Source organism: Hyphomicrobium sp. 01T421 (assembly GCF_056398805.1).
Map to the genome: position 1 here is coordinate 985,599 of NZ_JBFTQC010000001.1, position 22,635 is coordinate 1,008,233.

Sequence of the window (22,635 nt, forward strand, 5' to 3'; positions counted from 1 at the left end):
AATCCCTGGACGGCCCACTGGATGCTCAATGGTGAATCTCCGGGCAGAAAGCCGCACCACTTGTCATGAGGCGACCGCGGGCAAAGCCGAGGTGCCGACGATGCCCGAACGCCTTAATGCTTCGTAGACCGCCACCCTGAGGTCGGATTGCACCCTGAGCCCGTGCGTGATGTCGGGCAGCAGGACCCGGAGCGTGTAATCCGTCGTATCCTTCGTATAGCCTTCGAAAACCGCGATCGGCGCGGGCTCGCGCAGAATGCTCGGATGGCGATTGGCGCACTCGGTCAGAATGGTCAGCACCCGCCTCGGATCGACGTCCGGCCCGGCCGAGAACTTCAGCACCACGCGCCCGAGTGCGCTGCGGTGCGTCCAGTTCAGCACGCGGCCCGTGATGAGCTCCGAATTCGGCACAATGAGGCTCGCCCGATCGAACGTCTCGATTTCGGTCGACCGCACGGAAATGCTTCGAACCGTCCCTTGCTCGTTGCCGACGACGACCCAATCGCCAACCTTGATCGGCCGCTCGATGAGCAGGATGAGGCCGGAGACGAAGTTGTTGACGATCGACTGCAAGCCGAAACCGATACCGACGGAAAGCGCACCGGCGACGATGGCGAGATTGGTGATGTTGAAGCCGGCGTACGAGATGGCGATGACGGCCGCGAGACCCGTGCCCGCGTAGCCGACCGCGGTGTCGATCGAATTCGCGATACCGGCATCCATCCTCGGCGCGATGAGGAGGTTATCGCGCAGCCGCCGCTGGATGAGGCGCGTGACGAACACGAGCCCGACGAAGATCGCGACGCCCAGAAGAATTTTGACGATGGAGATGCGTATCTGTCCGATCTCGAAACCGAACAGCAATCGCTCCAGCCAGTCCCGGATATCGGGCGCGGCAAAGCCCCATTGCAGAAGCAGAATCGGGACGGTGACGAACGCAACGCCGAGCGTGAGGACGACCTCGGTCAGCCAGCCGAACTGCTTGCGGCGAACCTCGTCGAATCCCATGCGCTCTTCGAGAATGACGCTGATCTGGCCACGAGACGTCGTGTTCCCGCGAGTGAGCGCTCGAATGGCAAGGTAGAGAAGCACCGCGACGAGGCCGACGACACCGGTCATGACCAGCTGCTGCGACAGGAACCGTGCCATCGCGATGTAGCCGAAAAGGCAGCAGCCGATGATCGCGGCCGCGGCGATTCCGAGCGGCAGCTTGAACCAAACCGGCTCGCCGCGACTGACCGGCCTGGCCAGCGTCGTCTCGTTCGACTCGAAAGGCATCAGCAACAGCCCGATCAGGACGAACGCGAAAGCAAGGCTCGTAAAGAGCGATTGCGCCACGCTCATCGACAGCGGGAAGTAGAGGATCTGCCCAAACTTCGAAAGGAAGAGGTCGATCGAATAGATCAGGGCCAGGATTATGAGCAGCGTCGTGATGCGCCGGGCACTGCGATCGGACAAAGCCATAAGGCGCCGTTCGGGCCGGTAGGGCGCGAAGACGGAAATGATCAGTGCCGAAACCGCGGTGAAAACGAGTGCGTACCTGAAAAACGCCGCACCGACGGGCGCCGCGGTCGGGTAATAGAGCAGCCCCAGATATTCATGCCCGCCATAAAGCAGCAAGACCGCCGCAATGCCTGGAATGGCGCGGACCGGCGCAATCCATGAAGCCGATGCTGCCCGTTGGAAGAAGCTCGGCGGGGTTGCATTGGGTCCGGGCCGGTAGCGCGTCAGCGACAGCACCACCGCCTTCAACAGCAGATAAAGGCCGATCGCTGCCGCATAGAGGACGAGCACGCTGCCTTTTTGCCTGTTGATCGAATTCCACCAGTCCTCGGCATTGTATTGAAGGCGCCATTGGACGCTCGCCCGTTGCCGCGCGATATCGTTCCAGAAGGCTGGCAGCAGGGGGCTCGACATCTGCTCCGTCAGGCTGCGCACAAACATCTGCAGCCTGAGCTCGGTGATCTTGTCGATCGCCTGACGCGCGCGCCACCACGTCACTTCGAGCGTCTTGATCGCGCCTGAGACCTCGGCTTCCTGCACATCGAGCCGCGCCCGCTCGGACGCAACGGCGGCTGGCTCCGGCGCGGCCTCCTTAGCCGGCGGATCGCCAAGCCGTTTGATCTGAACGTGGAGATCGGAAAGACGTGGGCGAAGCCCGTCGGCCGTCTGCGTGGACTTCGCGATCACGCCGTCGATGTTGTCGCGCAACCGGCCGAGATCGGCGTTGACGCCTGAAATAGCCGACAGCGTTTTTTCCGCTCCGTCCATGTCGCCGACAATGCTGCTGATCGTCGAACTGACTTCCGGCGTAAGAACTGGCGGAGGAGGTGGCGGCGGCGGAGCAGCAGCGGCCGCAGGCTGCGCCTCAGGCGGCGCGGCGGCTGCGGGCTCTTGAGCGGGAGCAGGGAGGGAGTCCGCGGGAGCATTCGCCGCAGCGGGCTCTGCAGGCGCGGCTTGCGCCGGTGTTGCCTGTGCCGGTGACGTTTGCGCTGGTGCGTTTGCAGGTGCCGTCGCTGCCGCGGGCGCGTTCGCCGCACCGGCTCCTGCCGCGGGCGCAGTCGCGGCTGCCGGTGTGCCATGCGGCGCAGGTGTCGCTGACTTCGCAGCCGCGACAGGTTTGACGGCCGGCGCCCATGCTTCCTGCGCCTCAACAGCGCCCGGAACGGCAAAAAGAACGGCGAGCGCAACGGTCGCAAATGCACGTCTTAGCATCGGCAGAACAGAACCTTTGAATGACAACAGCGAAATGACAATCGGGAAGTAGGCCCTTGGCCCCCAAGTGCCGCCAAAATAGGGCAGCAAGCGCCTTTCTGGCTAGACTCAAATAATTCCCGTTACCCGGCCCGCTCGTGGAAGAAGTCGTAGATTTTCTTGGCCATATCCGCGGAGATGCCCTCCACAGCCTTCAAATCTTCGATACCGGCCCGCGATACGGCCTTCGCTGAGCCAAAGTGCTTCAAAAGCGCCCGCTTGCGCGTGGGGCCGATGCCTTCGATCTCGTCGAGCGGATTGACGCCAAGCGATTTCGCGCGCTTTGCCCGATGGGTGCCGATCGCGAAGCGATGCGCTTCGTCGCGCAGCCGCTGCACGAAATAGAGAACCGGGTCCTTGGCTTCGAGCATGATCGGCCTGTCGCGGCCGGGGATATGAAAATGCTCGCGGCCCGCATCGCGATCGGGCCCCTTCGCGACGCCGATCAGCGCAATATCGTGCAGGCCGAATCCGGCAAGCACTTCGCGCGCGACGGAAAGCTGTCCGAGGCCGCCGTCGATCAGAACGAGATCCGGCCGGTCCGGAAACACGCGATCCTCGACGGTATCGTCTCCTGCGACGACGACGGGCACCAACGGTCCGCCCGCCACGTCCGCTTCGATCTCGGCGACTTCGGATTCGATCTCGCCGATGACCTCGGCTTCCGCGATCCGTTTGAACCGGCGCGTCAGTACCTCGCGCATCATCGCGTAATCGTCTCCAGGCGTCGTATCCGGAGACTTGATGTTGAATTTCCGGTACTGGCCCTTAACGAAGCCCTCGGGCCCCGCGACGATCATCGCGCCGACGGCGTTCGTACCGCCGGTGTGGCTGTTGTCGAACACCTCGATGCGGCGTGGAACCGAGGGCAGCGCGAACCGCTCGGCGATGCCTTCGAGAAGCCGCGCTTGCGATGAGCTTTCCGCGAGCTTCCGGCCCAAGGCTTCCCGCGCGTTCGCGAGCGCATGTTCGACGATCGTCGATTTCGTCCCGCGCGACGGCACGCGGATTTCGACCTTTCTCTCAGCCTTCGTCGACAAAGCCTCGGCGAGAAGCTCCCGCTCCGCAATGTCGTGCGATAGCAGGATCAGCCGCGGTACCGGCTTATCGTCGTAGAACTGGGCGATGAAACTATCGAGCACTTCCTCGACGTTGAGCGAGCGGTCGGCTTTCGGATAATAGGCGCGATTGCCCCAGTTCTGGCCCGTCCGGAAGAAGAACACTTGAATGCATGTCTGCCCGCCATCCTGATAGGCGGCGAAGACATCGGCTTCCTCGACGCCTTCCGGATTTATCGACTGATCCGCAGTGACGTGAGCGAGGGCCCAGAGCCGGTTCCGGTATTTGGCAGCCGTCTCGAACTCGAGTTTGTCGGCGGCCTCTTGCATGAGGTCTTGGTACATGCGGCGCACCGTCTGGCTGCCGCCGCTCAGGAAGCGCTGAGCCTCATCGACGAGCACCCCATAGTCATCCAGACCGATTTCGCCCGTGCACGGCGCCGAGCAGCGTTTGATCTGATAGAGCAGGCACGGCCGCGTCCGGCTCTCGTAGACGCTGTCGGAGCACGAGCGCAGAAGAAACGCCCGCTGCAGCATGTTGACCGTGCGGCCGACCGCTCCGGCCGAAGCGAAGGGGCCGAAGTAGTCGCCCTTGCGATTCCGTGCACCCCGATGCTTCATCACGGCCGGCGCCGGATGGTCGCGGCAGATGAGAATGTACGGAAACGACTTGTCGTCCCGCATCAGCACGTTGAAGCGCGGCCGGAAGCGCTTGATGAGATTCGCTTCCAAGAGAAGCGCTTCGGCCTCAGTCCGGACGGTGACGAACTCCATTGATGCCGTCGCAAGGATCATACGAGCTATTCGGTTCGTATGGCCGTTGAGGCGTGAATAGTTGGAGACGCGGGCGCGCAGCGAGCGCGCCTTGCCGACGTAGATCACCTCGCCTGCGACATCGAGCATCCGGTAGACGCCTGGGCTCTGCGGCAGGTGCTTCAAATACGCGGCAATCACTTCCGGCCCCGTCTTTACGGGCGTTTCCGGCGGCGATGTGACTGTTGTCGGCTCTTCGGTCATGGCGCACCTAAAGTTGGGCTGCCGCCGAGGTCAAGCAAGGCATCGGGCTTGCGCCACAAAATCAACACCTCAGGGGCGTGGTGTGCAAGCTCTTTAGGACATTGGGGAAAAAGTAGCGCCGAGGGGGGTGTTATGCGTCGCGTCATCGCCGTTCTCGGCCTCGCGTTGATTGTTGTCTTGCCGGCATTGGCGCTGGCAAAGCCGATGAAGGAAAAGCCGGTCAAGCCATTCGAGAACGCGCAAGAGCTTCTGAAATGGATTAACGGCTACCGCAAAAATCCCGAGCCTCGACGGGCGCCCGAAGCCGTGAAGGCGATGTCGGCGCAGGGCTCGATCAGGGAAGTGGATCAGGCGGGAGTCTACATCGGCTTCGTCGCAGGTGTCCTCGGCTCCAATCCGGAGATGGCCGACGATCTCATCTCGAAGATGTTTCCGCTGCCGCCCGAAGACCAGGTCCTCGTCGTCAAGGCGATCGCCTATTCGGGGCTCCCGCGCTGGCGCGACACGATGGCGAAGTTCGTCGAGCGCATGCCCGCGCGCAAGGTTCTGATCGACAAATACATGTTCGGCGATAAGCCGACCCTTACGGCAATTTCCATCAAGGACGACGCGGGCGTCATCGATCTCAACTGGGGCTATTACTTTGCCACTGGTTGGGAAGCGCCCGTCCGCCGCATCGTGGGCGCGCTCGAACTCGCGCAAGATAAAGACAAGGTCGAGCTGTTGACGATCGGCGCGATGGCGAAATGGACGCTGGCGCAGAATGCGTCTCGCAATGACGATTTGCTGCTGCTTTTGAAAAAGATATCCAGCGACAGCGATCCCAAAGTCAGGAAGCCGCTCACCGAAGTCATCGAGGCCGCCGAAACGCTCGAGCTGACAAAACTACGCAAGGACGCGCTCGCATCCATCGACGAGCTAAAGGCCAAAGGCCCGGAAAGTCTTCGTAACTACAACTGGTGGGGACAGACCGGCCAAACCGTTTTCGCTCTCGGCTGCGTCGCGGCTGCGGCGACTGGGATGGGCGTAGCCGGCATTCCTTGCGTGGTCGGCGGAGCCGCTTCGACCGCCGCTCTCAAGTACTTCGCCCCATCGTCCGATTAATGTTTTCTGGTCGGCAACGCCGTCCGCCGATCGCGGTCGGCCCTTAATTTTCCGGGCAGTTGAACTTGGCGTCGAGGAGAGCCGCTTCCGGCGTCGCGTACTCTCCGACGATCTCGGCACCGACCGCTTCAGTTCGCGCATACGCGTCGAACATCGACTTCTCGAAGCCGTCTACGATCGTCAGTGCTGTGTACTGCGTTTCAGCACCCGCGTGAGAGCGGATCAGCAACGTTTTGGTGCCCCCGTAACTCGCGGTCAGCACTTTGCAGGGCATCGCCGGAGCTGACGCTGCAGCTTTTGCCGCCGCGCCGAGCTCGGCGGGAAGCGGTCCGCCAAGACGCGAAGGCTCTTGCGGAGTGGGCGTAATCTTGAACGTCGGCAGCCACGGCATCGAAAACAGGCCGGACGGAGCCGCGGCCTGTTGAACCGCCGGCTCCGGAACTCGCGCCGCATCGTCCTGACCGCTGCTTTCAGCCGGCAATTGCCGCTCCACAACAGTGGTCCCAGCCCATGAAGTATTCATGAGCTGAGGTGAGAAACTGTCGGGAGTGCGCTTCTTGCTGTTCGCTTCTTGTGCCGAAGTCTTCTTGACCTTCGGCGGCGATTTGGACGCGACCGAAGGCTTCGCAGCAGGCTTCGCAGCAGGCTTCGCGGCCTTCGCAGCCGGCTTTTTGGGGACGCCCGCAGCCGCAGGCTGCTTTTCAGTCGAACCGGCCGCAGGCTTCTTTTCAGTCGAACCGGCCGCAGGCTGCTTTTCACTCGAACCAGCAGCCGGCGTCGAAGGTGCCTGGTCGTCCGGCACGGGACCGCCAAGTCCGGACGGCGGACGGAATGGGGCTCGCCATTCGCTGCGCATAGGCAGCGGAGCCGGAACCGCATCCACTTCGGCGGCACGCGCCGCAGGATCGCAATAGCGCTTCTGATAGAGGCCGGCGATGATGTCGATCGACTTGCCATAAGCGCGGTCGGCTGCCCAGCGGCGTGCGAGATCGCCGAATGTCACCGGCCGCCCGAGACGCTTCGACTGAGCTGCGATGTCGTCCTGGTTCTCCCGCGTCCGCTTGGCGACCGGAGCCGCAAGACGCTCACCCGAATAGGCGACGAGGTGCTGGATCTGCGCGTGGACGCCGGTCTCTATGTTGGGGAAGAATTCGCCACGAACACCACCGCCCGTCGCGCCAATACCGGCGAAGTTGTTTTGATTTTCCCAGACGTCGCCGCGCTTGCCGCCTTCACGACGGAACTTCAGATAGTTCGTCTCGATGACCATCTGGTAGAACGCATAGTCCCATCGCACGCGCCAGCCTTCGCCGTAGTGCTTGTACCAGTGCGCGATTTCGCGGAAGCGTGGATCGACATTCGGATTGCGTTCGCCAATGAACGCCATGAGCCGCTCGGGCGTAACGCAAGCGGGAACTTTGTTGCTTTCGCTCATCCGAATGGGCGGCGCAGCGTTGGCGGCGTCGATCGCTAACGCGAACGACGCAGACGCTAGAGTGCAGGCAATAATACGCGATACAAGCGACTTAGTCGCCATTCAACTATCCTTTGAGATTATGTGTTGGTTTCAGCCGTCGGGGCAGAGCTCGAAAGCTTTGTCGAGGGCCTGGGAGGGATTGGAGAATTCGCCGACGGTCTCGCCGCCCTTTGCGTAGGCTGCGATGTAAGCCTCGGCTTCCCGCTTTTCCGCACCTTCGTTGACGTCGAGGACGGTGTAATTGTCTTGATGATCGGCGCGCGCGCGGATGATGACGGAATGACCGCCGCCGTAGCTCGCGGTCCAGACCTTGCAGTTCGGCTTGACGCCCGCGGGCGGAACCATGATCGCCGACTTTGTGGCGGCGCCCGCCGTGACGGACGCTTTCGTTCCGGCGCCGAGCGCAGCCGTCTGGATTTTCTTGGTCGAAGTTTTCTTCGCGGGAGGCTCGACAGGAGCTGAGTCCGCCGGGCCGCGCGTGTCAGCTGTCGCGCCCGATGCATCGGCGCCGGTCGCAGACGAGGCATCGTCTGACGGCGTGGCCGCGTTGATGATCTTGAAGGCTGTGGGTGTCTGGTCCGCGACTTCGGGTTCGCCGACCGCCGGAGTGACGTTCGCTGTTTCGATCAGGGATTCGCCGCCAAGACCCGAGCGTACGAAGGAGCCGGATTTGCGGGCTTCTTCAACGGCGCGCCGCGCGAGATCGGCGCCGGAAAGCTTGGCAGTCGATTTGCTCGGGTCTTCAACCGAAGCGGTTTGCACGCGCGCGGCGTTGGCATCGGCGTCGGTCTTGGCCGGAGCGTTGCCCGTCTTCGCATAGGCAAGAAGTTCAGGCTGCGGGTCGGCGCCCTTGCACGGGCTGCCGTAGAACGTCTCCGCAAGAGCAGCAATATCGCGGGCATAGTGACGAGATGTCGGCGCCCACTGCTTGGCAAGCTGGCTGTAATCGATCGGTCCGTTGAGCGTCTTCTGCCACTCGGTGAGGACGCCCCACTCCTGGACTTTGCGCGTGCGCTCGGCGACCGGATCGTCGAGGTGCTCGCCCGCATAGAGCAGGAGATGCTGGAGATGTGCTTTAACGCCTGTGCTGACGTCGGCGAAGCTTTCGCCGGGGACATGTTTGCCCGTGGCGCCCATGCCGGCGAAGTTGTTCTGCTTGGAGGAGACGTCGCCCTTGAAGGTCAGGTTGCCCGTCTCGAGCATCATCTGAAAGAAGGCGATGTCCCAGCGGATATTGAGTTCGTTGCCGACGCGCATGTAATCCGCGGCGATTTTTTCGAAGCGCGGGTCGATGCTGCGGTTGCGGCTTTCGAGGAAGCCCATGAGCCGTCCCGGCGTGGCACACACCGGAACCTTGTTCTTTGCGCTAAGTTTAACCTGTGGAAGATCCGCTGCCTGAACCGGCAGAGACATGGCAGCCAAAGGCGCGGCTGCTGCGATGACGAACGCCAGCGGCGCCCGAGCACGGCCAATCATGAATACACCCTTAAGCACGCGGCACCCCCGTAAAGGCGCCCAACAAAACCATTAAGGTTCGTAGACGCTTAACGTTAATAAAATGTTGATAAACCCCCAGCGGGATCCCGAATCGAGAGTCGCGGAGCAATGGGGCGGGAATGAGAAAGATGCGCGGTCAGATTGCGGCAGGGGCCAGCGGCCGCAACGTTTGGTTTACGTTAAATGCTGTCCCCCATCGAGAGCGATCATCTGACCGGTCAGCGATGGCGTAGCGAGGATAAACCTCACAGTCGCGGCAATTTCCTCTGCAGAAGCACCGTGTTGGAGCAGTGTCGACTTGCTCTCTCTAATGAATTCGTCGTCAGTCTGATGGATGCTGCGCATCACCGGACCCGGACCGATAGCATTGACCCGGATGCGCGGTGCGAGCGCCTGGGCGAGTGTTCGCGTCGCCGTCCAAAGCCCGGCTTTCGAAATCGTGTACGAGAAGAATTCCGGCGTCAGATTCCAAACGCGCTGATCGATGATGTTGATGATGTTGCCTTCGCAACCTGGTGGCAGGCTCGCGGCCATCGCCTGCGCGAGGAACATCGGCGCCTTGAGATTGATGCCGAGATGAAGATCCCAAGTGGCATCCTCCAGGCTCTGGATTGTGTCGGGTTGAAATTCCGAAGCGTTGTTGATGAGCACCGTTGGCGGGGCGAGGTCGCGGACGACGTCGGCCACGAGCTGACGCGGGGCATCGGGATCGGCGAGATCGGCGCGGAATGATTTTGCGCGACCGCCCCCATCCACAATCTCGCGGACGAGGCTCTCGGCTTCGTCATCCGATTTTCGATAGTGGATGGCGACGGTCCAGCCGTCGCTCGCGAGATCCATGGCAAGCGCCCGGCCGATTCGGCGCGCGGCCCCGGTGATGAGAGCAGTCGGAGAGTCGTTCTGAGGCTGGTTCATGATCTCTGTTTAATTAGGGGGGAGGCAGGTCCGGAATAGTGACTTATCGAGCACACCATGCGTAACACGGCTACGAGACCGAATCCCGGCGCCGACCCGAGCTAAAACCCCGCACATCGAGTTGCCACTCTTTTCAGCACATTACCGTCGGCCACACTTTGCCGAAGGGTCTCGCTGCTCAAATTCAATGCATATCTGCAAGACGCAGGCTTCTTATCGCAGCAGAGTTGCCCCACGGTTACATCGTCAGCATAAGTCACAATATGCGACGTATAATGACTTGTGTGGACAGCCCGAAAAAGTTTTCCTTACGTCGGAGCGGTTGAGAGTCGCGTTGTCCGCATTGAGCGGGTGTTGCGAGCCGCAGATCTGGGACGGGGGTTGTCTTATGACGAATATCAAGGGTTTCTTGGGGGCGGCGGGTTTCGCAGCGATTGCTGCGCTTGGCATGTCCTCGGCGGCACTTGCCGACGATGCGGCGGACGGTGAGCGGAAGTTCGGCTACTCGATCAGCATCACCGGCACGAGCGATTATATCTTCCGCGGTATATCGTTCAGCAATCAGGATCCGGCATTCCAGCCTTTCATTGAATTCACTTATGGAACGCCAAACCTGACCTGGTACCTGGATTTCTGGGGATCGAACATCGCAGAGCCGTTCGGCCCCTTCGAGGTCGACATGTATGCGGGCGTCCGCCCTGTTACCGGGCCGGTCAGCTGGGATCTTGGTGTCCTGTACTACACATATCCGGACAACCAGATCGGTAGTTCGAAATTTCCTGGTCCGGACAACAACGGCGACTACGTCGAGTTCAAGATCGCTGCTTCGATCACGCCTGTAACGAACTTGACGACCGGTTTGACCGGTTACTTCACGCCTGATCAGGGCTTTAACTACGGCGAGACCTGGACGATCGAAGGCAACGCGGCCTACACGCTGCCGACCTTCCATAACTTCGTTCCGGTTATCAGCGGTGTCGTCGGCTACACGGCAGGTTCTCGCAACGAGGCTGGCCTATTTTCCATCTGCGGCTGCGACGCTCAGAACTACGTTTATTGGAACGCCGGTCTCAAGCTCACCGTCGAAAAGTACTTCATGGACTTCCGCTACTGGGATACGAACCTTGGCAGATCCGACTTTGCCGATCCTTCATCGCTGGATTTGGCTGACTCGCGTTTCGTCTTCACGGCTGGCGTGAACCTTCCATAATCAGACCATCTAATCCCGTCACTGTATTGAGCCGGGGCCGGTGCGGGCCCCGGTTTTTTTGTGTAGGACGATTATGCTCGGCGGCCGGCTCGCGGAACGCGTGTCGCCGAGCATCGCCAAAACTCTATGGCCGGCTCGCGAAACGCGAGCAGCCGGCATCGCCACACCCTCAAGTTTTCACCAACGGCCTTGACGCCCTGACTTGAGAAATTCCGCAACTCACGCCAGAGATTGATGCGAGGGTTCCCTGGTCATCTGCGGCTCAATCCGTGCTCATATCGGTCTTCGCGCTCGTAATCCTGACCACGGTGATCGCCGGCAAGGTCTTGGTGCCGCGTTTCCTGACGCACCATGTCCGGCTGGCGAATGCGCCTGACCAGCCGCGCGCTTTCGGCCGCGACATGGCTTGGCTTGCCATCCAAACGGATGACAGTGACGCGGTGGCTGCCGCGCTGGGATTGACCGGCTTGCGTCCCGCGAACTGGGATTCCGGCATCGGCGCGATTTATGACCCCGAAGTCTCGGCCGGACTTCTCTTCATTTCGCCCCCTGTTCGGGGTTGGACGATCGTCGCAGGTGAAGCGCTGCCGGTACCGGCTGGATCTCCGTTCATCGACAAGATGACGCCGCTGCTGAAACATCTCGGAAAACAGTTTCGCGGCGTCCAGTACTTCGCGTCCTTCCCGATCATCGACTTCTACGCGTGGGCGCGCGTGGACAAGGGACGTCCGAAAAGAGCGTTCGCGATAGGCGAGGCGGGCGTCGTCTGGGATTTGGGTAAGCCGACGTCGGAGGAGCGGCGGCTCGGCCTATCCTACGTCGAGATCAGGGGGATCACGGAGCGCCACGGCGATGTCGGCGGACAGCTGTTGCTGCATCCGACCGAGGAGAACGTGTTTGCCGTCGCCGCCGGCTGGAGCCTCAATCCGATGACGCTGGAAGGCTTCAAGCATCCCCGCGGCGTCGGCTGGATTGCGGACGCGCCGCGGTCGTGGCGGCCCGAGCGAGCCCGTAGAGTGGCCTGACCGCGCCATCACTGCGCGCCCCTCACTGGGCGTGGCGGCCGTAGTCGTAATCCATTCGCGGCCCCGGAAGCGGGGAAGATCGGTCGGTTGCAGCCGGACTTCCGTTCGCGGATCCCGACCGCTGTCCCGATGGCTGACTGTCCGTCGCCGAACGTGCCGGAGGAATGAAAACCTGGTTGGCCGTGCAGAGCTTGCGCCGCGTTTCATTCTGGCCGCACGCGCGTGGCTTACCGTCTTTCGACAGGCAGAACCGGACTTCCCTCAGACTTGCGCCCGCGCCGCCGCAAACGACGGCGATCATATCCGGCCGGAACTGCGGGTTGGCCCGCAGGAACTCCCGCTCCACGTCGGCGGCCGAGACGATCTGTGACTCGAAAGGATTTCGAAAACGGTCGGGAATGTTGATGGTGTCGAACAGCCGGTGGGCCGTCGCGAAGTATTGCGCTGGGTCCATCCCCGAGCACGTCCCATGCGTCCGGTACTCGTGGATCACGAGTCCGCGGCTCGGCATGACGTCGAGCATGCTTGAGATGACAGTGTCGGGCACGAACGGGCGTCGCGGCAATCGGCAATTCGACGGGTAGCCGTTTTCATATTGCGGCCAGAGGCCGTGGAGGACAAACGAGTAGCGGCGGCCGTCGCGGCGATTGCACTGCGTGTCATCGGCCCGGTCGCGGCCCTCTCCCGCGCAGTAGGTCGGGCTCCAGGACAGAACGAGCGCGTAATAATCGAATTCGCCCGGCACGTTTCGGCCGTAGCCGCCATAACGGTTGTCCGAACCGTTGTCGTTCGAACGCGAGCCGTAATCTCCGTTGTCGGCGCGCCTGTTTGATTCGTTCGAGTTTGATCCGCTCGCGCCGCTGCCAGCCCCCGTATTCCCGGTCGTCACATTGCCAGGTGACAAGGCCGTCCGTTGCTCGATGGCGAAATGCGCGATGTACACGCCAAGCAGCGCGAAGACCAAAATCGTGAGAAGAATATGTGGTCTCAGCATTTCATCGTCCCGGTCGGGTTACGTGCGAAGTCGCGCCACGGCGAATAGCGCCGCAGCCTATGCGGATTGCTTTGCGAGTGCCGCAAGAATGCGCGCCCAGCTGCGGGCGCCCTTCTCGAAGCTTCGCACGTTGTATTTTTCGTTCGGTGAATGAATGCGGTCGTCGTCTAGGCCGAATCCGATCAGCAGGCTGTCCATGCCGAGCGCGTCGCGGAACGACGAGACGATGGGAATGGACGCGCCGCTTCCCATCAGTACGGCAGGCTTTCCCCATTCCTCTTCGAGCGCCTTCGCGGCCGCGCGCATCGATGGATCGCTGGTGTCGAACATGATCGCGCCCGACCCGCCCCGATGGCCGAGCCACGTCGCCTTGCAATCGGCCGGAATAAGTTTTTCGACGTAGTCGTGAATGGCCTTCAGCACGAGATCGGGATTTTGGCCGGGAACGAGCCGGCAGGTGATCTTCACGGACGCCTTTGCCGGAATGACGGTTTTTGTGCCGGCGCCCTGGTATCCACCGGTCACGCCGTTGAACTCGAGCGTCGGTCTCGACCAGAGCTGCTCGATGACGGAGCGGCCCTTTTCGCCCGCGGGAACGTTGAGCCCGACCGATCCCAGAAACGTATCGGCTCTGACATTCAGCGACTTCCACTGCGCGAGCTGTTCGGCCGTCGGCTCCTTGACGCCGTCATAAAAGCCCGGAACGGCTATCCTGCCGGTCTCGTCGTGCAGGGCGGCCATGACCTTGGCGAGCACGCGAATGGGGTTCGCGACCGGCCCGCCGTAGATGCCCGAGTGGAGGTCGCGCGTCGGGCCTGTAATTACGAGCTCGTCGCCGGCGAGGCCACGCAGCATCGTGGTGATGGCGGGCGTATCCTTGTCCCATTGGCCGGTGTCGCAAACGAGCACGAGATCGGCTTTGAGCTCGTCGCCATACTTGGCGAGGAAGTCCGGGAGAGACGGCGAGCCGCACTCTTCTTCGCCCTCGATCAGCACCGAAACGGCGATCGGCAGATCGCCCGCAACCTTTTTCCAGGCCCTTGCCGCCTCGAAGAAGGTCATCAGCTGACCCTTGTTGTCTTCGGCGCCCCGAGCGACGATCACGTCGCCGTTGCCCGGCTCATTCGCGATGCGCGGCTCGAACGGCGGCGTCTTCCAGAGATCAAGCGGATCCGGCGGCTGTACGTCATAATGGCCGTAGAACAGGACGTGCGGCATATTCGGATCACGATTGAGCCGATCATGGGCCACGACCATCGGATGGCCGCTTGTCGGCACAACCTTGGCCTCGGCGAACCCGATGTCTCGAAGCGTCGCCGCGCACCATTCCGCGGCTTTGACGCAACTGGCCTTATACGCCGGGTCGGTCGATACGCTATCGATGCGCAAAAGTTCGAACAATCGATCGAGGCCCGCCGATTTCGACTGGCCGAGGGTATCGAGAACGGTTTCAAGCGTGCGCATCGTGCTAGACTTTCCGACTTGTTCGCCAGCGGCGGGGGAAGCGGATTCCTGAGCTAGGAATACCGGGTCCCGTTTGCTATGGCACCTCTCCCTGCGCCGATCACTCCTGACGAGAATGGTGGGCAGCATGAAGACCGCATTGGAGGTCTGATGGCACAGCCGAACGCCGACGGCAAAAAGAAATGGGTTTATGCCTTTGTGCCGGGTAGGGCCGAGGGCAGCGCCAGCATGGCCGAACTGCTGGGTGGAAAGGGCGCCAATCTTGCCGAGATGGCGTCCCTGGCCTTGCCCGTGCCACCGGGCTTCACAATTACGACCGAGGTTTGCGAAGCTTTCTTTGCCGCAGACTCCAAGCTGCCCGAGGCCCTGAAGGGCGAGGTCATGCAGGCACTCGAAGCCATCGGCAACACGGTTTCGGCGAAATTCGGCGACGAAAAACGTCCGCTCCTCGTTTCGGTGCGATCGGGGTCGCGCGCCTCGATGCCGGGCATGATGGACACGATTTTGAACCTCGGTCTCAACGACAAGACGGTCGAGGGGCTGGCACAGCTGACAGGCGACGCGCGCTTCGCCTTCGATAGCTATCGCCGCTTCATCCAGATGTACGGCGACGTCGTGCTCGGCGTCGATCACGGGGCCTTCGAGGACATTCTCGAGAATTTCAAAAATCTCAACGGCTTCGCGGCCGATACAGACCTCGACGCCGAAGCGTGGCACGAAATCATCGCGGACTATAAGGCTGCGATCGAGCGCGAGCACGGCGCGCCGTTTCCGCAAGATACGAGCGAGCAGCTTTGGGGCGCGATCGCCGCGGTTTTCGATTCCTGGCATAATCCGCGCGCCGAGACCTATCGCCGGCTGCACGACATTCCTGACGGCTGGGGAACCGCCGTCACGGTTCAGGCGATGGTCTTCGGCAACCTCGGTGACAACTCCGCGACCGGCGTTGCCTTCACCCGCAATCCGTCGACCGGCGAGAAGGAAATCTTCGGCGAATATCTGCCGAATGCGCAGGGCGAAGACGTCGTTGCCGGCATCCGGACGCCCCACGCCCTGACGAAGAAAAGCACGGGCGAAACATCCGAGGCTTCGCTCGAGGTCGCGATGCCGGAAGTGTTCGCGGAGTTGAGGAAGATCTTCGACCGCCTCGAGCAGCACTATCGCGACATGCAAGACGTCGAATTCACCGTCCAGCTCGGAAAGCTTTGGATTCTGCAGACGCGCTCGGGCAAGCGAACGACGGAAGCGGCGCTCAAGGTCGCAGTCGACCTCGCCGCGGAAGGCCTCATCACGCAGGATGAAGCCATTCTCAGAATTGAGCCGTCGCAACTCGATCAGCTCTTGCATCCGGCCATCGATCCGGTCGCCGAGCATGATCTGATCGCGAAAGGCCTGCCGGCGTCGCCCGGGGCGGCTTCCGGCGAGATCGTGTTCCATTCGGAGATGGCGGAAGCGCTGAAAGCCAAGGGCCGGGACGTCATCCTCGTCCGTTCCGAGACGAGCCCGGAGGACGTGCACGGAATGCACGCGGCCGTCGGCATTTTGACCGCGCGCGGAGGCATGACCAGTCACGCGGCCGTCGTCGCGCGCGGCATGGGCCGGCCCTGCGTATCGGGAGCGGGAACGCTCAGGATCGACGCCAACGCCGGCATCATGCGGGCGGGTGCCCGCACGTTCAAATCCGGTGACATCATCTCGATCGACGGCAGTACGGGCCGCGTCTATGCGGGCAAGGCGAAGATGCTGCCGCCGCAGCTTTCCGGCACATTCGCGACGATCATGGAATGGGCCGACGCCACGCGCCGCATGAAGGTGCGCACCAACGCCGACACGCCGCGTGATGCGCGCCAGGCAAGATCGTTCGGCGCCGAAGGCATCGGCCTCTGCCGAACCGAGCATATGTTCTTCGAGGAAAAACGCATTCTCGCCGTCCGCGAAATGATCTGCGCTGAGGACGAGGAGGGGCGCCAGCAAGCGCTCGACAAACTCCTCCCCGTTCAGCGTGCCGACTTCGAGGAACTGTTCGAGATTATGGCCGGGCTGCCGGTGACGATCCGTCTGCTCGATCCGCCGCTTCACGAATTTCTGCCCCACGAGGATCGCGAGGCGGCGCAAGTCGCGGCGGCCCTCGGCATGGATCTCATGCGGCTCAAGGCGCGCGTCGCCGAGCTTGAGGAATTCAATCCGATGCTCGGCTTCCGCGGCTGCCGTCTCGGCATCAAATTTCCCGAGATCACGCGCATGCAGACGCGGGCGATTTTCGAAGCCGCCGTCAACGCCCGGAAGAAAACGGGCGAGGCGATCCGGCCCGAGGTCATGATCCCATTCATTGCCTACCGGCGCGAATTCGACATTTTGCGCGAAGTCATCGCGGAGACGGCAAAGGCCGTCGAAGCGGAACAGGGTATCGCCATACCCTACGATATCGGCACGATGATCGAGCTGCCCCGGGCGGCTCTGCGTGCGGCCGACATCGCAGCTGGACCGTTGGGCGCCGACTTCTTCTCGTTCGGCACGAACGACATGACGCAAACGGTGCTCGGCCTCTCGCGCGACGACGCGGCGCCCATTCTGTCGAACTACCTCGAGCACGAGGTGATCGCGATCGATCCGTTCGTGTCGATCGATCAGGCGGGAGTTGGCGAACTCGTCAAGATCGGCGTGGAGCGCGGCCGTTCAGCGAAGCCCAATCTCAAGACCGGCATTTGCGGCGAGCACGGCGGCGATCCGAGATCGATCGGCTTCTTCGAGTCGGTCGACCTCGACTACATCTCCTGCTCGCCCTATCGCGTGCCGATTGCACGCCTCTCGGCGGCGCAGGCCGCTATTCGCCGGCGGCGCCGTGAGCAGAAGGCATCCTAGTAAGGACCGTTGTCGCGCCGGTCGATCTCGTCAAGGCGCGGCTGGCGCGGACGCGGACCTTTGAGCTTGGGCAGAAACAGCAACCAGACGACGACCGGTGGCACGACGAAGCTCCACGCGACCCAATACGAATAGTCTCGATTTTTGACGCCAGCCAAAATGCCCGCGAGAATTGAAGCGGCGATTGCGGTCCCGCCCCAAAGCACGATCCACTGCATCGCCATGGAATTTCCCTCCATGTCCAACCGGACATTCCTATTCTAGCACATCCCGCCAAATCAAGTTGCCCGGCGCGAACGCCGGGCGCGCCGTGCCAAATGCGCAGTGACTATGGCGAATTCAAGCTTTGCGAGCCGGCGTCTATTTCACGGGCGTCACAAAATCCAACCCGAGATCGAGAACGGGCGCTGAATGGGTGAGCGCACCGACCGAAATCATGTCGACGCCGCTTGCGGCGATTTCTCTGACCGTATCGAAGTTAACGCCGCCCGAGGCTTCCGTCAGGCACCGCCCGGCCACAATGGCGACCGCTTTCCGCAGCTCGGCCGGAGCCATGTTGTCGAGAAGCACGCAGTCGATCTTTTCCCGCATGACGATTTCAAGCTGATCGAGAGTGTCGACTTCGACCTCGATTTTCGTCATATGCCCGGCCGTCGCCTTTGCGGCTTTGATCGCGGCTTCGATGCCGCCTGCCGCAACGATGTGATTGTCCTTGATGAGAACCGCGTCGAACAAACCGAAGCGATGATTGTGACCGCCGCCGCATCGCACGGCATATTTTTCAAACGCTCTCAATCCGGGCGTCGTCTTGCGCGTATCGACAATTCTGGCGCTGGTCCCCTCCACCGCATCGGCATAACGGCGCGTGAAGGTCGCAATCCCGCACATGCGGCCCATGAAGTTCAACGCGACGCGTTCCGCTGAGAGAATGGCGCGCGCGTTCCCCGAAATGCGTGCGATCGTGCCGCCGGCCGTCACCGCGCTGCCGTCTTCGATCTCGATCGTGAAAGCACATTCCGGATCGAGCTCGCGGAACGCAGCTTCCGCTAACGCTACGCCGGATACGATGCCGGGTTTGCGCGCCGCAAGGAGTGCCTCCGTGCGTACGTCCGGCGCAACCGTTGCGTTCGTGGTGATGTCGCCGCTAAGCCCGAGGTCTTCTTCGAGCGCGTTTCGTACGGCGGCAAGAACAAGATTGGGAAGGAGCGTGGCGAAAGAGGAAGAGGGGGCCGTCATGTCCCGCATGGAGCTAGCGCCGGTGGTTCGCAGTGAGCTTTTTTTGATTTTTCGCCAATCGTTTCCAGATCGGCGAGCGTGATGAACGTCCGACGCGCAAGCGCAGGGTTCGTTTTCGGATAATCGGTGCGGTAATGACCGCCGCGACTTTCCTTCCGAAGCAGCGCTGCAGCCGCGATCAACTGCGCGGCGAGAAGCATGTTCGAGAGCACGCGATCGTTCGAACTTGCGGCGCTAAGCGCCCTAAGCTCCGAAAGCGCCGTTTTCAAACCCTTTCCGGAGCGCTGAACGCCTACGCATTTCGTCATGATGACGCGCAAAGCATCCATGGCGTCTTGCCGCGAAGCCGTATCGGCCGCGCGGCCGCTCCCCGGAATGCGGTGCGGTACGACGAAGTGCCCCACGCGATCGTGCGGGAGAAGGTTGCGAATGTCGCTCGCGACGCGCGCACCGAAAACGACGGCCTCGAGCAGAGAATTCGACGCGAGCCGATTGGCGCCGTGAAGCCCAGTCGAAGCAACTTCGCCGACGGCCCAAAGTCCCGTGAGGCTCGTGCGCCCGTTCGCGTCGGTCGCGATCCCGCCCATGTGATAGTGCTCGGCCGGCGCCACCGGGATCAGTTCCTTCGACGGGTCGATGCCCGCGCGCTGACAGTGGCCCCAGACGGTCGGATATTCTTTTTCGAAGTTGGCGCCGATCGCCGTGCGGCAGTCGAGATAGACGCCGCGGCCCGCGTTGAGTTCGTTGTAAACGGCGCGCGCAACGACATCACGCGGCGCAAGTTCGCCCCGTGGGTCGATAGCAAGCATGAAGCGCTCGCCGTCTGAATTGATGAGCGTCGCACCTTCGCCGCGAAGAGCTTCCGTCGCGAGCGGCGCTGGATCGATGCCCGCGTCAATGGCGGTCGGGTGGAATTGCACGAACTCCGGGTCCGCGATCACCGCGCCCGCGCATGCGGCCATCGCAAGCGCTTCGCCTTTCGCATAGGAGGGGTTCGTCGTCAGCGCGAATAGCGCGCCGACCCCACCCGTCGCGACGACGACCGCAGATGCCGGAACGAAGGCATACCGGCCATTGCCGAGCGCCGTCGGCCGGATCAGCCGGACGCCTTCGATCCGATCGTTCGCCACGATGAGATCATCGGCTTCGTATCCTTCGAGCACGCGTATCGACGGCGTTGCGCGCACGGCTGCGATAAGCGCTTGCATGATTGCGGCGCCCGCCTTGTCACCCGACACCCGGACGACGCGCTTCTCGGAATGCGCCGCTTCCTTTGACAGAATGTAGTGACCTTTGAGATCGCGGTCGAAAGGCACACCATAGGCGAGAAGATCGCGGATACGATCGGGACCTTCTTCGGCGACCAACCGCGCGACTTCCGGGTCGACGATGCCCGCTCCCGCCTCGATCGTGTCGGCGGCATGCTTGGCCGTGCTATCGCCTTCGCCGACAGCGGCGGCGATGCCGCCCTGTGCCCACATGCTCGACGCGCCTTCACCGAGAGGCGCGGCGGCTATGACTGTCACCGGCAGCGGCGCAAGCTTCAGCGCGGTGAAAAGTCCCGCGAGCCCGGCGCCGATAATCACGACGTCTCCGGGGCCCGGTTCGCCTTTGAAGCCCTTGAACTCGGTAGCGGCGCGACGTTTCGTCGATGCGGCCATGAGATTGCCCTCCTGGGGCATGTGGTCCCGAAGAGCTAGTTGGTGAGATTAACCATGCGTTCGACCGCGCGGCGCGCGCGCTCGGCGACATCCGGATCGACGGTCACCTCGTACTGCATGTGCACGAGGCTCTCGTAGATGTTTTCAAGGCTGATGCGCTTCATGTGCGGGCAAAGGTTGCACGGCCGGATGAACTCGACATCCGGAACTTCGACCGCGACGTTGGACGCCATTGAGCATTCGGTGACGAGCATAACCTTCCGGGGCCGCTTTTCTTTCACCCAGTGGATCATTCCAGACGTCGAGCCGGTGAAGTCGGCGGCTTCGATCACGTCAGGCGGGCATTCGGGATGCGCGATGATCTTGAGACCGGGCTCGTCGGCCCGCATCGCGCGAAGCTCTTCGCCCGTGAAGCGCTCGTGCACCTCGCACGCGCCTTTCCAGGCGATCACCTGAACCTTGGTCTGCGATTGCACCCACTTCGCCAAATACTGGTCAGGAATGCAAAGCACGCGAGGCACGCCGAGGCTCTCTACGACCTGGACGGCATTGGACGACGTGCACGTGATATCGCATTCGGCTTTCACCGCCGCCGATGTGTTCACGTACGTGACGATCGGCACGCCGGGATAAGCCTCGCGCAGCATGCGAACGTCTTCGGGCGTGATCGACGAGGCGAGTGAACAACCAGCGCGCATGTCCGGGATGAGCACGGTTTTATCGGGCGAGAGCAGTTTCGACGTCTCGGCCATGAAGTGCACGCCGGCCTGCACGATGACCTTCGCGTTGGTGCGCGCGGCTTCCTTGGCGAGCTGCAGCGAGTCCCCGCGGAAATCCGCGACGCAATGGAAGATCTCCGGCGTCATGTAGTTATGCGCCAGTATGACCGCGTTGCGCTGCGCCTTCAGCGCATTGATCGACTTGATGAGCGGCGCATAGTGCGGCCACTCCATCGGGGTGATGATGTGCTTAACTCGGGCATAAAGAGGAGCCATCTCCGCTTCGAGGGCGGGGGACCAGGTAAACAGGGGCGCCGTTTTCGCGAGAACCCGGGGCGAAACCGGCGTCGCCAAGCCTGAGACAGAAACAGCCATTGTAGTCGCCCTCCATATATGCTCGAAACGAGCATATTCGGGGTGTGGAATACGCCGGCACATTCGCCGCTCACACCGTGCATCGAAATGCTCGCCGCGAGCACCCCTGAACACTGATAAAATAGTGGAAGTTCGAACAAATTTCCAGGGCGGAGGTTCCCGCCCTGGAATTTCGACCATGGGTCGTTAGCTGCGGCTCGGAGGTGCCGAGACCCTGACGCCGGGTGCCGGTCTCTCGAGAAGGACTTCACGGCGGAAACGGAAAAGTTTCGCCGGGCGTCCACCTGTCCGCGTTTTGACTTCTCCCGTCGGTTCGACGAGGCCTGCGCCTTCGACGAGTCGCCGGAAGTTCTGCTTATGGAGATGCGGACCAAGAATGGCTTCGACAGTCTTCTGAAGCTCGTAGAGTGTGAAGTCGTCGGGCATCAACTCGAAGACGACGGGCCGGTATTTGATCTTGGCGCGCGTGCGGCTGATCGCAGTCGCAAGTATCCGACGGTGATCGGCTTGCATCGGTAGACCGAGTTTGGGCCTGTCGGTCCATTCGTCGGCTCCGTTGCGTCCGTCCCGTGCGGCTTCGTCGGCAAGACCCGCTTCGTAGAGAAGCTCGAAACGCTCGAGAACTTTCTCTTCGTCCCACGCCGTGCCGTCTAAGCCAAAGCAGATACGTGCTCGATCGCCACGGGCGATCGAAGGTTGGGAGCCCGTCGTCAGCACAGGCTTCTCGGCCCATGCTTTGAGACGGGGCTCAATGTCCCGGGCGATGATTTCGGGGCGCCCGCGACGCCAGTCTTCCCAAGGAAAATATTGGTACCAACTCCGCCAGAGACCATTGGTTAATCCATGGTGTCCGACAGCCTGCGTCAATGCAAGATAACCAATAGAAACATAATTCGGCGCAGCGTCGCCTGGGGTGGCGTGCCGGCCGCGATCAGCAAATGTATAAAGTTGCTCGGCATAGCCGAGGTCCAAACCGGTCTGGTCTTGAACCCAGGCTCGTAAGCCGCTCTCCAATGTTCTGTGCTCGCGCGGATTAAAAGGCCCGAACGGCAATACGTCTGTTGCACCCATGCTGTCGGGATCGCCCCGAACGACAAGTGCGACTGGTTCGTTATCTGATACGGCGACGATCGCCGCATTTAGTCCGATGCCTAACGAAGGCTCTAACTCGTGCTCGTCTTCTGGAGCGAGTTGAGACTTTTCAGGCGTCGGTTTTCTCCTGCCAGAAAGTTCCATGTTCATGTTTGTCTTCCCCGTGCTCCCCATG

General features: G+C 61.9%; 16 protein-coding genes. 4 read left to right on the forward strand and 12 right to left on the reverse strand.

Features of this window, described 5'->3' with window-relative positions:
- Nucleotides 1-63: 63 nt before the first annotated feature.
- Nucleotides 64-2,805, reverse strand: coding sequence for a mechanosensitive ion channel domain-containing protein (locus tag AC1DK3_RS04535; protein WP_477191085.1), 2,742 nt, complete (start codon nucleotides 2,803-2,805; stop codon nucleotides 64-66).
- 32 nt (nucleotides 2,806-2,837) lie between these two features.
- On the reverse strand, nucleotides 2,838-4,829 hold the full coding sequence (gene uvrC, locus AC1DK3_RS04540; RefSeq protein ID WP_477191086.1) for an excinuclease ABC subunit UvrC: 1,992 nt from the start codon (nucleotides 4,827-4,829) through the stop codon (nucleotides 2,838-2,840).
- 132 nt (nucleotides 4,830-4,961) lie between these two features.
- Here uvrC and AC1DK3_RS04545 point away from each other — a divergent pair, with 132 nt between their 5' ends.
- Nucleotides 4,962-5,933 carry a hypothetical protein gene (locus AC1DK3_RS04545; protein WP_477191087.1) on the forward strand — a complete coding sequence of 324 codons (972 nt, stop codon included), beginning with the start codon at nucleotides 4,962-4,964 and terminating at the stop codon, nucleotides 5,931-5,933.
- 43 nt (nucleotides 5,934-5,976) lie between these two features.
- On the opposite strand, the gene AC1DK3_RS04550 is transcribed toward AC1DK3_RS04545, so the two are convergent.
- The 3 genes from AC1DK3_RS04550 to AC1DK3_RS04560 all read right to left on the reverse strand — a co-directional run bounded on the left by AC1DK3_RS04550 (nucleotide 5,977) and on the right by AC1DK3_RS04560 (nucleotide 9,822).
- Nucleotides 5,977-7,470, reverse strand: a complete 1,494-nt coding sequence (locus AC1DK3_RS04550) for a glucosaminidase domain-containing protein (protein ID WP_477191088.1) — start codon at nucleotides 7,468-7,470, stop codon at nucleotides 5,977-5,979.
- A 30-nt stretch (nucleotides 7,471-7,500) separates the two neighbouring features.
- The gene (locus tag AC1DK3_RS04555) at nucleotides 7,501-8,886 is read right to left on the reverse strand and encodes a glucosaminidase domain-containing protein (protein WP_477191089.1); all 1,386 of its coding nucleotides are present in this window, start codon (nucleotides 8,884-8,886) and stop codon (nucleotides 7,501-7,503) included.
- Nucleotides 8,887-9,081: 195 nt separating this feature from the next.
- Nucleotides 9,082-9,822 carry an SDR family oxidoreductase gene (locus AC1DK3_RS04560; RefSeq protein WP_477191090.1) on the reverse strand — a complete coding sequence of 247 codons (741 nt, stop codon included), beginning with the start codon at nucleotides 9,820-9,822 and terminating at the stop codon, nucleotides 9,082-9,084.
- 388 nt (nucleotides 9,823-10,210) lie between these two features.
- Here AC1DK3_RS04560 and AC1DK3_RS04565 point away from each other — a divergent pair, with 388 nt between their 5' ends.
- Together AC1DK3_RS04565 and AC1DK3_RS04570 are read left to right on the forward strand one after the other, a co-directional pair.
- On the forward strand, nucleotides 10,211-11,032 hold the full coding sequence (locus AC1DK3_RS04565; protein ID WP_477191091.1) for a TorF family putative porin: 822 nt from the start codon (nucleotides 10,211-10,213) through the stop codon (nucleotides 11,030-11,032).
- A gap of 269 nt (nucleotides 11,033-11,301) precedes the next feature.
- Nucleotides 11,302-12,057, forward strand: coding sequence for a hypothetical protein (locus AC1DK3_RS04570; RefSeq protein ID WP_477191092.1), 756 nt, complete (start codon nucleotides 11,302-11,304; stop codon nucleotides 12,055-12,057).
- Between the two features lie 22 nt (nucleotides 12,058-12,079).
- Here the strand turns inward: AC1DK3_RS04570 and AC1DK3_RS04575 are convergent, their stop codons facing one another.
- Together AC1DK3_RS04575 and AC1DK3_RS04580 are read right to left on the reverse strand one after the other, a co-directional pair.
- Nucleotides 12,080-13,051, reverse strand: a complete 972-nt coding sequence (locus tag AC1DK3_RS04575) for a ribonuclease T2 family protein (protein ID WP_477191093.1) — start codon at nucleotides 13,049-13,051, stop codon at nucleotides 12,080-12,082.
- Between the two features lie 57 nt (nucleotides 13,052-13,108).
- Nucleotides 13,109-14,515 carry a dipeptidase gene (locus AC1DK3_RS04580; RefSeq protein WP_477191094.1) on the reverse strand — a complete coding sequence of 469 codons (1,407 nt, stop codon included), beginning with the start codon at nucleotides 14,513-14,515 and terminating at the stop codon, nucleotides 13,109-13,111.
- 150 nt (nucleotides 14,516-14,665) lie between these two features.
- On the opposite strand from AC1DK3_RS04580, the gene ppdK reads away from it, so the two are divergent.
- Entirely contained in the window at nucleotides 14,666-17,377 is a 2,712-nt protein-coding gene (ppdK, locus tag AC1DK3_RS04585) for a pyruvate, phosphate dikinase (RefSeq protein ID WP_477191095.1), read from the forward strand.
- On the opposite strand, the gene AC1DK3_RS04590 is transcribed toward ppdK, so the two are convergent.
- The 5 genes from AC1DK3_RS04590 to AC1DK3_RS04610 form a co-directional block, all read right to left on the reverse strand.
- Nucleotides 17,374-17,601: a hypothetical protein gene (locus AC1DK3_RS04590; RefSeq protein ID WP_477191096.1), complete on the reverse strand. Its 228-nt coding sequence runs from the start codon at nucleotides 17,599-17,601 to the stop codon at nucleotides 17,374-17,376. The genes ppdK and AC1DK3_RS04590 overlap by 4 nt on opposite strands.
- Nucleotides 17,602-17,737: 136 nt before the next feature.
- Entirely contained in the window at nucleotides 17,738-18,622 is an 885-nt protein-coding gene (gene nadC, locus AC1DK3_RS04595) for a carboxylating nicotinate-nucleotide diphosphorylase (RefSeq protein WP_477191097.1), read from the reverse strand.
- Complete coding sequence (locus AC1DK3_RS04600) at nucleotides 18,610-20,274, reverse strand: L-aspartate oxidase (RefSeq protein WP_477191098.1); 1,665 nt, start codon at nucleotides 20,272-20,274, stop codon at nucleotides 18,610-18,612. The genes nadC and AC1DK3_RS04600 overlap by 13 nt, the downstream gene beginning before the upstream one ends.
- Before the next feature lie 35 nt (nucleotides 20,275-20,309).
- Nucleotides 20,310-21,368, reverse strand: coding sequence for a quinolinate synthase NadA (nadA, locus tag AC1DK3_RS04605; protein WP_477191099.1), 1,059 nt, complete (start codon nucleotides 21,366-21,368; stop codon nucleotides 20,310-20,312).
- 186 nt (nucleotides 21,369-21,554) lie between these two features.
- Nucleotides 21,555-22,610: an NUDIX hydrolase gene (locus AC1DK3_RS04610; protein WP_477191100.1), complete on the reverse strand. Its 1,056-nt coding sequence runs from the start codon at nucleotides 22,608-22,610 to the stop codon at nucleotides 21,555-21,557.
- Nucleotides 22,611-22,635 lie beyond the last annotated feature (25 nt).